Origin of the sequence: Dyadobacter sp. CY327 (genome assembly GCF_021390415.1) — a bacterium.
GTDB classification, from domain to species: domain Bacteria; phylum Bacteroidota; class Bacteroidia; order Cytophagales; family Spirosomataceae; genus Dyadobacter; species Dyadobacter chenhuakuii.
Genome location: NZ_JAJUXJ010000007.1, coordinates 312759 through 326736 on the forward strand (window position 1 = coordinate 312759; position 13978 = coordinate 326736).

Consider the following 13978-nt stretch of genomic DNA (forward strand, 5'->3'; position numbering starts at 1 on the left):
CTCTTTTTTTATAATTTCTGATTACTTTGAGCAATCAAATAATCTTAAAACCAAACCTTCAAATGTCTGATACTGTACCAAACAGGGAAACAATTGAGGCGGCGCACAGGCTTATAGCGCCATACATTCACCACACGCCGGTTCTGACTTCCAGCTTCCTGAATGATCTGTGTAAAGCAGAGATTTTTTTCAAATGTGAAAACTTGCAGAAAATAGGTGCATTCAAGGCCAGGGGAGGGCTTAATGCCATTCTTTCGCTTTCCCGGGAACAGCTGAAAAACGGAGTGACCACGCATTCAAGTGGAAACCATGCCCAGGCGATAGCGTTTTCGGCGGCAAAAGTGGGGGCGAAGGCATACATTGTTATGCCCGACAATTCTCCTTTGGTGAAGATCAAAGCGGTGGAAGATTACGGTGGAGAAATTACTTTTTGTAAAAACACACCCGAAGAAAGAGAGCGCACGGTGCAGGAAATAACCAAGAAAACAGGCGCAACATTTATTCACCCATTCAACAACTACGAAGTGATAGCCGGGCAGGCCACCGCAGCGAAGGAACTGATGGAAGACAGCCGCGAAAAACTGGACCTTATTTTCGCCCCGGTTGGCGGTGGCGGTTTGCTGAGCGGAACTGCATTGGCAGCACATTACTTTTCCCCGGAAACCAAAGTTTACGCAGGCGAGCCCGAAGGCGCAGCGGACGCAGTACTTTCATTCAGAAGCGATAAGATCGAAAGAGCGCCTTATATTAAGACTATTGCGGACGGGTTGCTGACCTATCTGGGCGACAAAACATTCCCGATCATCAAGCAGCATGTCACCGATATTTTTACGGTATCCGATGAAGAGATCATTCAGTCGATGCGCTTTTTGTGGGAGCGGATGAAGCTCGTCGTGGAACCGTCAGGTGCGGTGCCGTTAGCTGCTTTCATTAAAAATAAGGATCAATTTGAAGGGAAAAAGGTAGGGATTATCCTGACCGGTGGAAATGTAGATCTTGGAAAATTGCCATTTTAGCTGCGTTCAGGCGCGACTTTTGTAAGTGATTACAATTTAGTTGCGGTTAAATATGCGGTTAACACTTCATTGCCGTTATTAGTAGAAAATTGCCGCACTCCGGCTTATTAATTTAGATGTTATTTAATCTTAAAGTTAAAGTATGAAAAAGCTGATTTTTTGCTGCCTGGTCGTTTTAATGGGTTCTTGCAAAGATAAAGAAGACGATGTGGAACCAGAAGTTGATTATGCACCTGAATACGTTGGAAGTTACGGAACGCTGGTTGTAGACGGGCCTACTTCGGTTCAGAATGACTGGGTGATCACGGCGACCGGGAAAAATCAACTGGCGATTGTTTACACGAGAAATATCCACGTTGAAATTGCCGGCACCGAAGTAGATGTGGTTCAGGAATATAATCTGAAAGACGTAAAAACTACCAAAGATTCATTCACGATCAACGAAACGGTGGATGTAAAACAAGACAACGGAAAGCCGTTAAGGCATGTGGTAACGGGCATTGCGACGAGAGCTGCTGGCGCTTCGGGCGTGGCGCAGTTGAATACCAATATAAAACTGGCTGACCCAGATAACGGAAAAACTTCCTACGAAGGTTACCTGGAATTCAAAAAGAAATAAGAGAACTTGATAAATGAAAAAGCGGTTGGTGATCCCAATCGCTTTTTTCGTTTACAATGCACTATCTGCCGCAAATCCCGACAAAATCACAATACTGGCAAGTGCTCAGGTCAGGCGTTTTGCGGAATGGGACATCAGGGTCCAGCAGCACATTCAAAATATCCGTCAAAATCACTTCCGACTTTTCAATAAACTGTGCGGGAGCCAGTTCTTCTGTCAGGTCAAGCGGGTTTGAGATCAGGTTCTTAGGATCTCGGAAGGAGTAGAAACCTGACTTTACCGCGTAGTCGCCGAAAGCGTAATTTTTTCCTGCAATTTTCAGCCCCTGCTCATCCAGCATTTTGCGGTACATCAAATATTCATACATCCAAAGCTGCCGCACGTAACCCATTTTCCGGTCCGGATCATTGCGGATCACTTCTTCACGGCGCACCGGATCGGCCAGCTTTTGTTTTCCGGTCAGCTCGACGCTCCCGGTTTTGTAATCCATCACATATAATGTTCCGTCTTCGCTTTGTTCGATACGGTCGATTTTACCGCCGATGCGCACAGGTGTGTAAGCGCCTTGCAATATGAGCTGGATTTTGGTGCTCAGTGGCTGTTCTGCCGCAAGGATTTCCCGGCGCGGCCGCTGCGACATTTGGTGTTTCAGGAAAACAAGAATCTGGTTTTCACCCACCTGATAATAGATCCGGTTAAGGCCCATATCCGTTACATAACCCTTGAATTTATCATCAAATTCTTCCCTTAAAACAGCCTTGATCTGTTCCTCCGAAGGATCTGTTTTTTGAAGAAAAAATTCATTATCCAGCCTTTCCAGCGCGGCGTGCAGCCAGGTTCCGATCTTGTCCATGCCAAGCTCTTCCTCCACCTCTTCCTTCTCCTTCACGCCCACAATGTGTTTCAAATAAAACTGCATGGAACAGCGGATGAATTCATTCAAATGTGTCGGGAAAATGCCCTTACCAGCCAAATAGTTACGGATAACGACCAGCATGGCCTCGTCTTTATGCACAACTTCATCCAGCTCGTCCTGCTTCCGGCTTTCCAGCACAACGGTTTTATTCTCGATACGGATCAGCGGATTATATTGCGACAGCTCATATTCCACCTGCCTGATGAACCGGCTTTTTTCACCGCCGCCGGGCGCATCATTGGTGCTGGTATAAAGCATATGCACCTCTTTTGCACGCTGCAAAAGCCTGTAAAAATGATAGGACATGACCGCTTCCTGATGCTGGTGCGTAGGCAATCCAACGGCTTGTGCAGCGTCGTACGGAATGAGTGAGTTCTGCCTTTTTGCCTGCGGAATCATTCCCTCATTTACTGAAAGGATGATAATGCGCTCAAAATCAAGCGCACGGGTTTCGAGCATTCCCATGATTTGCAGATTGCTCACCGGCTCGCCGCTGAAAGGGATTTTGGTCTGGCGGATCAACTCAAACATAAACGAACGCAATGTCCGCAAAGTGATCAGCTCCGATTTTTCCTCGATTGTCTGTTCAAATTGTTTGAGCAGTGTATAAAAAAGATAGAGATATTCTGTTTCCAGCGCATTTTTGTAATCCTTATACACTTCCCGGAGCAGTTCAATCAGCTGGTAGAAAGTCTGGATAACCTGCCGGGAATTGTTTTTCTGCCAATGTGTGAACAGGATTTTGAACAGGGGATGACCATCACTCAGCGCCATCAGGTCCTCCGGGCTCAGAAACACCTGGTTGCCGCTGGTTATGGCCCAAAGTGTTTTCTGAATGATCGTTTGGCCGTCGCTGAGCGGTTTCAGCGCCACATATTCATAATGTCTGATAAAAGGGTGGTTAAGGACCTTATTGATCGATTTATGCCCGAATTTCGGGATGCGGATCAGCTGTCCTTTTTTATTTTTAAATTCAACAACATTCTGTTGAAGCTCAAAAATGCTGTCTATTAATGTATAAAGCAGCGAGTTACGCATGGAGAGGCCCATGGTAACATTCAGGTCGCTAACGTTTTCGTCCAGGGAATACAGCATGGGCGAAAGCAGGTTTTCATCCGCAAGCACAATGGCCGTTGGAATAGCGTCGCCCTGGGCATCCAGCTCCCGCATTTGCTTGTAAAGTTGTCCGGCAACCTTGGTCTGTAATGTTGCATTGGGCACGCCGTAAATGGTAATGTGCTTTTCCGACGACATTAAATGGTCCGTGGTCCAGTTCCAGGCGCCAAATGCGTTGCTTTTCTGATATTCCCTCAAACTCTTTCCCGCTTCAACGCCTGCATTTTCAGACATATAGTAGCGGTCCGTATCCCAAAGCACTTCCGCTTTCTTAGCCTTGATCAATGCGCTGACAATCACTTTTTCAGACTCTGTGAATGCATTGAAACCGGCAAAATAGAGTTTTTCAAAATCACTTTTTTCAACCAAAATCCCCTCGACATCTTCTGCCACCTCGCGGTAAGCCATGCCGCGGTATGCCTTGCCTTTGGCCAGCAAGCGGCTGCGAAATGAAATGTAAACCCTGTTTATATTTTCAAAAAGCGAAAAATATTGCTTTGTTCCGCCTTCCGTTTGAAGCGTTTTTCCGGCAGGCATGCTTTCCTGCCAGCGGGTGATCGCATGTGCTTCTGTCAGATAGTCAAACAGATAGGAAGTTTTTACAAGATACTGGTCAATGCGGTCGAGGTCATTGAGCAGCACAGAAGCCCAGCCCATGAAGCGATCAAATTGCACATCGGGATCGATCTCCTGGAAGGTTTCATAAAGATCAAACAGCAAATGCACCGGATCTTCAATTTCGAGCGTGGACATGCTTTCCACAAAGTCGTCCACGGCAACCACATTCGGGCTCATGATGGCTTCCGTCGTTTCCTTTGCCAGTTCCTGCATCAGAAAAAAGGCTGCCCGGCGCGTGGGCACAATGATATTTACCCTCTCCAGCGTTGCATGGTTACCAAGAATGTGTTTTGCAACAAGATTAAGAAAGGATTGCATGCGAATGTGTTCGTGAAAAATGTTAATGTATCCGGTCGCCCCGGGGCGTTATCGAGCGCATGATTTCGGCCTCCTGGTGTAATAACTCCTTCCAGCGTGCCCTTACTTCCTCCACCGGCAGATATTTTTCGGCAAGCTCAATGAATGTGCGGTAATGCCCGGCTTCCGAGATCATCAGCTCACGATAGAATTTTTGCAGCGACTCATCTTCCAGAGATTCCGATAAAAGTTTGAAGCGTTCGCAGCTGCGCGCTTCTATTAATCCGCTGATAAGCAGGCGGTCCAGCATAGCGCCTTCGTAGTCGCCCTTATTGCGCACCAGCTTCATGAGCTGGCCTACGTATTCATCTTTCCGCTGACGTCCCAGCGGAATATTACGCTTTTTCAGCTCCTTCAAAACCCTTTGAAAATGGCCCCATTCTTCCGCGACAATCGGTGTCAGGGTTTCTACGAGTTCTGTTCGCTCGGGATAATGTACAATGATGGAAATGCAGGTCGAAGCGGCTTTTTGCTCGCAGTAGGCGTGGTCGATCAGGATTTCGTCCAGCTGCATGGCCGCGATGTCTGTCCAACGCGGATCGGTTGGCAGTTCAAGTCCCAATGTGGTAAGCGATGCAGCCATAATGTTCAGGATTAATTAGTCAAATAACGGCCAGTTTACGCCGAAAGAAAAGGACCTGGCCAGCCCAAGATAGGAGGGAGCAATGTAATAGCCTTTTGGAAAAAGACCGAAATTACCGCCCTGGTTCAGGTATTGCATTTTGAAAAACAGCCTCACGCGCTTGATGCGCACATTCGCGAAGCCATCCACAATCACATTTTGTCCCAGTCTGTAACTGTTCTGAATGTGGAATTGCTGCGTAATAGGCATGTAACTATCCGCCAGATAACCCGAGCGATAGCGGGCTGCCAGACCAAGCTGTATAAAAAGGACTTTGGCATACACAAAATCATAAGTAACCTCGCCGCTGGCAAACAATGCAGGAATGCGGATCACATCCTTATTGTCGTTCAAAGTGAGGAAGCCCATCGTTGTGAAATTCCATTTGTTGAGATTGATCCCCGAATTAAAACCAACCCTGAGCAACCGGAAGCCCGAATTCAGCTGCTTTGGCAATGCTAATGTATCGTAGTAAATGTAATCATTCACCTGATGGATCTGAATCTCAGGTACGAAGGAAATCTTATCCGTTTTCAGGGGCAGGGACGCATAAATGGTCTGCACTTTGGTTGGGTCAAAATTGTTTCGCCAGTCAAAATTGTTGCTTAAATAACGTTGCACCAGGAGATCAGGCGCCGTTTGAATGCTTTGAAAACCAGCCTTTCCCCAACGCGTGTTCAGTTCTCCTTTTAAGCGATATTCCACATTGGCTGCCAGGTTGAGGTCGGCCTCGGCAGTCAGATAATTAGCAGAGTCTTTTAAATAGTAACCCAGCCATGCGCCGATAATGTTGTCAAATTTTAAACCGGTCCGGTACGTGGCGTAAGTCTCGCCGATCTCGTTTCCCAGCTGCGTGGCCGCCCGCATGCCATAGAAGCGTTGGCGGATATAAGCCCGGTAATTGAAACCGGAATAAAAGCCTTTGATCCCTATTTTATTATCAAAAAGCTTGTAATAAATGTCCTGCCTGGTTTTTTCCAGATCGTATTTTGCAGCTGGGTAAACCTCCTTTTCCAACCCGCGCGTAATGTCGAGGTCAGTGTAACGGTCTATCACCGTGGAATAATCAGCTTGCTGAAATAGCTGGAACCCGTTAACGAGTCGATATTGCTGGTAAATGTGCAGTCCCTGTCTTCGCTCCCAGGAGTTGGCGTCATCGCTGATTCTGGCCGCACCGTCGTAAGAATATTTCTCAACGATGCTGTCCTCGCCGATATTTGGTATTACTCCTCCCTGTTCGCGCACTTTCTGGTTCATGTGGCGGTAATGGGCAAGGATCAGGTATTTTTTATTTTTGGAAAAAAAGCTGGTATGCGCCAGAAGCGTCCAGTTTTGTCCCAGAAATGCACCCGAATTCAATGTATTGACAAATCCGTATTGCTTATTGGAAGTGAGCCTCCGGAAGCCAAGCCCGAAATTGAAACGGGAATGTACATTCTGTGTATAAGAAAAGCTTCCCAGCGAGGTTTTTCGAGCTCCGGAAATGAAATTAAGTTCCGTATGCTGCGATTTGGTGTCCATATACTGAACTTCCTCAGGCTTAATTGCATAGGCGTCGTAAGCTCTGAAACCGAGTTGCGTCCCAATGTCCTCGCGCGGGGCAAAAAGCAGGTTCCGGGTGGCAGTTACGGTGTTTCCAAGATCAGTAAGCTTTCCCCACGACCGGTCCACCGGCGTCCAGCGATGAAAATTCGTTAAGCTCGTATCTACCCGGTAACGTGTTGAATCCCGGTTATTTAGAATGTCATTTTCGAAGTAATGGTGCGTTGTGCTCGGGCCGTAGATGTTCTTGGTGCTGTCGTCGAGGATCACGCCGCCCGTCTGCGATCCGCCTGTGTTGCTTGTACTTCCCTGCTGTCCCCGGGCGCCGCCGCTGCCTGTATTACCTGGCATTTGCATGCCGCCCGGCATCCTTACCTGCGCCTGGATGGTTGGAGTAAAAAAAATGAAACTGCCTAAAACCCACAGTATTATATAAAAAGCAATTCTCATAGAAGCAACTATCGTTCTGCCTGAAAGAGGTGAGCGGTTTGTTTAAAAATCCATTCATGGAAGCGTCCGGTATCACTGCCGAAACTCACGGTAACAGGAATATAGGCAAACTTTCCTGCCACGCCCAACGCTTCAACCAGGGGTTTCAACTTAACCATATCCTTTTCGGTTGTTACCACAAAAGTATCGTTTTTTAAGTTCTTAATCAGTTCTTCCACGTCTGCGGAAGTGTAATTATGATGATCCCGGAAAACAACCTCATCTGTAACGTCAAACCGGGCCCGAAGATGTGCAGAGAATGGCAAAGGATTTGCAATGCCGGCCGCCATTTTAACTTTCTTTAACGATAATGGGTCCCCGGCGTAAGTTTCGGGTTGCCCGTACTCAATAAATGAAAAAAAGACGGGCGTTTCCGGGCGGCTGTATCTTTGAAGTTGCATGGTAATGTCTTTCCGTACATCATTTGCAAGCAGGGCAGGGGTCTTGGTCACAATGATGGCATCGGCTCTTCGCGCGCCGTTGCGGTTTTCACGGAGACGGCCGGCCGGAAAGGGAAGATCATTATAAAACGGTCTCTGGAAATCATTTAAAAGCAGGTTGACATCCCGGGCAATGGCCCTGTGCTGAAACGCGTCGTCGAGGAGCAGCAGCTTTTTATCAGGATTGGATACCGCAATGTTCTCAGCACCTTTGAAGCGGTTCTCCGATACAGCGACTGTAACATTGGGATAAAATTTCAAAAAATACTGCATAGGCTCATCACCGATCCCGGATGGCGTTGATGCGGGATCAGCTAAAAGAAAACCACGCGTTTTTCGACCGTAACCTCTGCTTAATATGGCTGTGGGGATTTTATCGGAAAATAACTTCGTGAGATATTCAGTTACAGGCGTTTTGCCCGTTCCGCCGACGGTGAGATTGCCGATGGAAATAACGAATTGGGAAGGCCTTCCGGAAGAGAATAACCGGTAATCGTAACACAGATTGCGGAGGTTGGTGATCAAACCATATACCCACGAAAACGGTGTCAATGCGATTTTTATCCAATTATGTTCTTTCATAACTGGTGCATAATTACGTATTTTTTGGCTAATATTGTGCCCCGAAAAACGCTGACACCTCAAAAACATGCCTTTAAAAATTGTGTATAAACCGTACACGCTGCATTTTCGCAATGAAGCGCGCACCTCCCGGGGGGTTCTTACACAAAAGACGTCGTGGCTCATCAAGATCACCGATTCTGAACAACCAGGCGTGGAAGGTTACGGCGAATGCGGCCCGCTGCCAGGACTGAGCGTCGACGACATGCCCGATTACGAGCAGCAACTAGCCGCCGTTTGTGATCTTTTTAACGACATGGACCTGGATGTTTTCCCTTTCAATCTTGGCATCATTCTCGATCAGGTTATTCCGCAACATTTGCCATCCGTTCGGTTTGGGATTGAAATGGCTTTGCTCGATATCATGAACGGCGGGGAAAGGGTTCAGTTCAAAAATGCCTTTTCGAGAGGTGAAACCGGCATCCTTATGAACGGCTTGATCTGGATGGGTTCCTATGAAAATATGTCGGAGCAGGTCCAGGACAAATTGGCGCAGGGTTTTTCTACATTAAAAATGAAAGTCGGCGCGATCAACTTTGATCAGGAGTGCCGCATCCTGGAATCTATCCGCAAGCGTTTTGATAAAGAGAACATTACATTAAGAGTGGACGCAAACGGCGCGTTCGAAGCAGATAACGTGGATGATAAGCTGAAAAGATTGGCTGAATTCGATCTGCATTCGATTGAACAGCCGGTGAAGCCGGGGCAACATCAGCTTATGCAGGAATTGTGCGTCTCATCGCCCATCCCCGTTGCGCTGGACGAAGAGCTGATCGGCATTTTCGATTACCGCGAGAAATTCGCTATGCTTAAAAAGCTGATGCCTCCTTTTATCATTTTAAAACCCACATTACTCGGAGGCTTCCGGCACACAGCCGAATGGATCGAAATAGCAAACCGCCTGAACATTGGCTGGTGGATCACATCGGCACTGGAATCCAACATTGGCCTCAGCGCGATCGCACAGTTTACGGCTTCCTATCAAAATCCGCTTCCGCAGGGTTTGGGAACGGGCCAGCTTTACACCAATAATTTCGAGTCGCCGCTGGTTGTTCAAAATGGTTACCTTACTTATGACAAATCAGGAAGCCCAATTCAGCCCTTTTTTTAACGCCTCCAAAGTAGCAGCTTCCGGCGAGCCTGCTTCCGGCTCATGATTGTATTCCCAATTGGCCTGTGGTGGCAAGCTCATTAGTATGGATTCCGTGCGCCCATTGGTTTCGAGGCCAAACTTTGTCCCACGGTCCCAGACCAGATTAAACTCAACATAGCGGCCCCGGCGCAGAAATTGCCATTGCTTTTGCGCTTCCGTAAATGGTTCGTCGCGGTGTTTCTGCATAAGCGTCGTGTAAATAGGCGCAAACGATTTGCCGACTTCCTTTACAAAAGCAAAAAGCTCCTCTTTCGACAACCCATTTCCATTTCCCGCATCGCCGGGTTTCAGATAGTCGAAGAAAATGCCTCCTATGCCACGGGTTTCATTTCTGTGCTGGATAAAAAAGTAATCGTCGGCCCAGGTTTTAAATTTGGGATAAAAATCAATGTGGTGCTTGTCGCAGGATTGTTTCAGATAATTGTGAAAAAAAGCGGCATCTGCTTCATTAATATAATGTGGTGTTAAATCAATGCCTCCGCCAAACCAGCATGTGCCGTTGCTTAACTCGAAATAGCGCACATTCATATGTATAATAGGCACGTGCGGATTATACGGGTGCATGACGATCGAAACGCCGGTGGCCGTAAAGTGGAAATCGTCGTTGTCGCCCAGGTTCATTTGCTGCCGTAGCCGGGGATGCACTTCGCCCTGCACTTCGGAAAAGTTAACGCCGCCCTTTTCCAGCACGCTGCCATGCTGGATCAGCCGCGTTCTGCCACCGCCGCCGGAGTGGTGTTCCCACAGGTCTTCCTTGAATTTTCCTGTCCCATCCGCTTCCGCAATGGCACTGCAAATGCTGTCTTGTAATTCCTTAAAAAAACCTTCTATTTCGTCAACCTTCATACCTAACCGTTATCGTAGCAGGCAAAAATACGATAAAACTTAAAACGTCCCCCGGCGCATCCGCAAAACAAGCATGGTTTAGCATGAGAGCCATAAACCCTGTGTCGAAATAATTAGATTAAGTAAACTTTCGGTCGGAATAGTGATAAAAATGTAAACAAGAGGTGACTTAATACCGAAAAAATGCTCACAACGTCGTTTGAAAGATAATGTTGCTAATTCGCATGCGAATTTCTTGATATCTATGATTTTTTCTATAATTTGCCAGTAATAGCCTATTTTATTCACAGACATCATTTTTTGCCCAGCCTGTTATGTGACAGTAGGTTACAAATACTTCTTTTTTTATTAATATTTAAACAAACCCGAACAGTTAATGAAAAAAAATCTCTACCTGACTTTCTTACTGTGTTTCTGTGTGCTGCACGTCTGGGCACAAAACCAGCTAAGCGGACGCATTACCGATGCCTCCGAAAATGTGCCATTACCCGGGGTAAGCGTTCTCTTAAAAGGAACAACAACGGGAACGACGACGGATGCTGACGGCCGTTTTACGCTTGCCACTCCCTCCAAAACAGGAACACTTGTAGTTTCCTACATCGGTTATTTCACCCAGGAAGTTGAGATCGGAAACAGAAGCTCGATTGACATTTCCATGAGCGCCGATGTGAAATCACTCACAGAAGTTGTTGTAACGGGTTACGCCGCACAGCGTAAAAAGGACATTACCGGGGCTGTGACGGTTATCAACACCAAGGAACTGACGGCTGTGCCTTCTGCAAGCGTTACGCAAATGTTGCAGGGGCGTGCGGCCGGTGTGACGGTTGGAAATGACAACTCTCCGGGTGGTGGAACAATGGTCCGTATCCGCGGATTTGGGTCTATCAATAACAACAGCCCGCTGTACGTAATTGATGGCGTTCCTACACAAGGAACGCTTAACCAGCTGAACCCGAATGATATAGAATCCATGCAGGTGTTGAAAGATGCTTCTGCGGCTTCTATATATGGTGCCCGCGCAGCGAATGGCGTTGTGATTATCACGACCAAAAAAGGAAAACAAGGCGATCCCAGCATTACATTCGACTACTACACAGGTACGCAAAGACCTGGTAAGATGCTGGATTTGCTGAATACAAAAGAGTTAGGGCAGTATTTGTATCAGTCGGATCTGGGCGCTGGTAAAAACCCTTCTGCAACTTCGCCTTCTGTGCAATATAAGTTTGATGAAAACGGCAACCAGACCATCGCGGATTACATTTATCCAAACGTGTACGGTGAATTGCCATCCAATTACACTTATACAAATGACATTGCTGATCCGGCGCTGGGTAAAACAGCGTTCAACATTACCAAGGCCAACAAAGAAGGAACAGACTGGCAGGACGTGATATTCGATCCGGCACCAATTTCCAACTATCAGATCGGCGCGAGCGGTGGTTCAAAATCAGCTAAATATGCGATTTCTGCTAACCATTTCAAGCAGGACGGTATTTTGAGATATACCAAATACAAAAGGTATTCGGTTCGGGCCAACACAGAGTTTACAAAAGGTAAAATTACTGTGGGAGAGAACCTTACATTCTCTTATGATGAAAGACAAGGAATCACAAACAATGACGAGGGTAACCCGATCATGTTTGCCATCCGCGTTCACCCGATTATTCCGGTTTTTGACATCACAGGCGGTCCTGCTGCATTGGGCGGAACAAACCTTTCAGCATATAATGGATTTGCAGGAAGCCGCGGCAGTAACCTGGGTAATGCGCCAAACCCGCTGGCACGTCTGTATCGTGAACAGGACAACATTACAAAAGGCACGCACGTGTTCGGAAACATGTTTGCGCAGGTGGATATCTTGCCAGGACTGGTTGCACGCACCAGCTTCGGTTTGGAATACAATCAGACAAACCGCTCTGAATATTTCCACCGCGACATTGAAGCAGCAGAATCCAGAAATGCGAATAGCCTTAACGTGATCAACAACCTGGACCGCTCCATCACCTGGTTCAATACGTTGAATTATGCCAAGACCTTTGGTGTGCACAACTTCAATTTCCTGGTGGGAACAGAAGCTGTTAAAACCTATTTCGCTGGATTTCAGGCAAGTAGGAGTGGTTTTGCATTTGATGACCTAGACTATCGTTACCTGGATGCAGGTTCGGCGTCCGGTTTGGCCAATGCAGGAGCGGGTGCGGAAAGAACTGCACTTTTCTCCCAGTTTGGAAAAATCAACTATGGTTTCAAAGAGCTTTTGCTGGCTGACTTTACATTGCGTCGCGACGGATCTTCCCGTTTCTCGGAAGCCAACCGCTATGGTATATTCCCTGCATTCTCGGTGGGTATGCGCTTGACAGAGCTGGAATTCATGAAGCCTACCAAGAAAGTGCTGGATGACCTCAAAATTCGTTTCGGTTGGGGTAAAACAGGTAACCAGCTGATCCCGAATGTTTACAATGCTTACACATTGTACGCGCCGGATCCTCAAAACAATGCTTACGATATCAACGGAACAGGAACTTCCATCGTAGGTGGATTTGACCTTGTGCAGTTTGGTAACAACAATGGTAAATGGGAAACCAACACTTCTACCAACATTGGTCTTGACGCCGTGTTGCTGAACGGTAAAATGGAATTTGTGCTCGACTTGTACAACCGTAAAACAACCGATATGTTAACGCAGATCGCCATTCCGAGAACAGCCGGAACAGGTACGATCCCTTACACGAACATTGGTGAGGTTAGCAACAAAGGTTTTGACATCGGTCTTAACTTCCGTGACAAAAAAGGAGATTTCTACTATGCAGCGGGTGTGAACTTTGGTCACTACAAAAACGAAGTGATTAAGCTGAACAATGATCCTAATGCAACGATCTTTGGTTTCTCAACGCGTCTTCCGGCCATGTCCGCTTCGAAAGCAGGTTACCCGATCGCGAGCTACTATGGTTATTTTGTGGATGGCGTAATCAAAGATCAGGCAGAAGCGGATGCAGCACCTAAATTTGGTTCGTATACACGTGAGGGAACATTCAAATTCCGCGATGTGAATGGTGATGGCATTATTACTGCCGCCGACCGTACGATCATCGGCAGCCCGCACCCGGATTTCAACTATGGTGTTAACCTGAATGTTGGTTACAAAGCATTCGATTTGACGGTGTTCGGTCAGGGAGTTCAGGGTAATGAGATCTTCAACTATGTTAGATACTGGACGGATTTCAACGTTTTCCAGGGTAACAGATCAAAAGATATGCTTTACAATTCCTGGAAAAAACCAGGTGACGACGCCAAATTGCCGCGCCTTAACTCAGGTGATGCAACCAGCCAGCAAGTTTCATCATACTTCCTGGAAGACGGTTCTTATTTCCGTGTGAAAAATGTTCAGCTGACTTACACTTTGCCAGCCAAATTACTGAAAAGGGTGAAAATCGCCTCGGCGCAGGTTTATCTGCAAGGACAGAACATGTTCACATTTACTAAATACACAGGACTTGATCCGGACATTAACCTGAGAAGATCTGGTAACAACAACGAAGACAAGCACATGGGTGTGGATGAAGGTGCTTATCCGGTTTCTAAATCATATCTGGTGGGCTTGCGTTTTGGTTTCTAATCCTTTGACA

9 protein-coding genes are annotated in these 13978 nt (G+C 46.9%); 4 read left to right on the forward strand and 5 right to left on the reverse strand.

Features of this window, described 5'->3' with window-relative positions:
* The first annotated feature begins 62 nt into the window (after positions 1 to 62).
* Together LZG74_RS17640 and LZG74_RS17645 are read left to right on the forward strand one after the other, a co-directional pair.
* On the forward strand, positions 63 to 1016 hold the full coding sequence (locus tag LZG74_RS17640) for a threonine/serine dehydratase (RefSeq protein ID WP_233797848.1): 954 nt from the start codon (positions 63 to 65) through the stop codon (positions 1014 to 1016).
* A 142-nt stretch (positions 1017 to 1158) separates the two neighbouring features.
* Positions 1159 to 1635 (forward strand): hypothetical protein, encoded by a 477-nt coding sequence (locus tag LZG74_RS17645; RefSeq protein WP_233797850.1) that lies wholly within the window; start codon positions 1159 to 1161, stop codon positions 1633 to 1635.
* A 61-nt stretch (positions 1636 to 1696) separates the two neighbouring features.
* Here LZG74_RS17645 and LZG74_RS17650 read toward each other — a convergent pair whose 3' ends face one another.
* Genes LZG74_RS17650 through lpxK form a run of 4 tightly spaced genes read right to left on the reverse strand, consistent with a single transcriptional unit; the run spans position 1697 to position 8317 of the window.
* Complete coding sequence (locus LZG74_RS17650; protein ID WP_233797851.1) at positions 1697 to 4603, reverse strand: PD-(D/E)XK nuclease family protein; 2907 nt, start codon at positions 4601 to 4603, stop codon at positions 1697 to 1699.
* Between the two features lie 22 nt (positions 4604 to 4625).
* A complete protein-coding gene (locus tag LZG74_RS17655; protein ID WP_233797853.1) occupies positions 4626 to 5225 on the reverse strand; it encodes a tRNA-(ms[2]io[6]A)-hydroxylase in 600 nt (199 codons plus the stop codon).
* 15 nt (positions 5226 to 5240) lie between these two features.
* On the reverse strand, positions 5241 to 7256 hold the full coding sequence (locus LZG74_RS17660; RefSeq protein ID WP_233797854.1) for a putative porin: 2016 nt from the start codon (positions 7254 to 7256) through the stop codon (positions 5241 to 5243).
* An 8-nt stretch (positions 7257 to 7264) separates the two neighbouring features.
* Complete coding sequence (lpxK, locus tag LZG74_RS17665; RefSeq protein WP_233797855.1) at positions 7265 to 8317, reverse strand: tetraacyldisaccharide 4'-kinase; 1053 nt, start codon at positions 8315 to 8317, stop codon at positions 7265 to 7267.
* Between the two features lie 67 nt (positions 8318 to 8384).
* On the opposite strand from lpxK, the gene LZG74_RS17670 reads away from it, so the two are divergent.
* Entirely contained in the window at positions 8385 to 9467 is a 1083-nt protein-coding gene (locus tag LZG74_RS17670) for an o-succinylbenzoate synthase (protein ID WP_233797856.1), read from the forward strand.
* Here the strand turns inward: LZG74_RS17670 and hemF are convergent.
* Complete coding sequence (gene hemF, locus LZG74_RS17675; RefSeq protein WP_233797857.1) at positions 9438 to 10355, reverse strand: oxygen-dependent coproporphyrinogen oxidase; 918 nt, start codon at positions 10353 to 10355, stop codon at positions 9438 to 9440. The two genes, LZG74_RS17670 and hemF, sit on opposite strands and share 30 nt — an antisense overlap.
* A gap of 376 nt (positions 10356 to 10731) precedes the next feature.
* On the opposite strand from hemF, the gene LZG74_RS17680 reads away from it, so the two are divergent.
* The gene (locus LZG74_RS17680; protein ID WP_233797858.1) at positions 10732 to 13968 is read left to right on the forward strand and encodes a TonB-dependent receptor; all 3237 of its coding nucleotides are present in this window, start codon (positions 10732 to 10734) and stop codon (positions 13966 to 13968) included.
* Positions 13969 to 13978 lie beyond the last annotated feature (10 nt).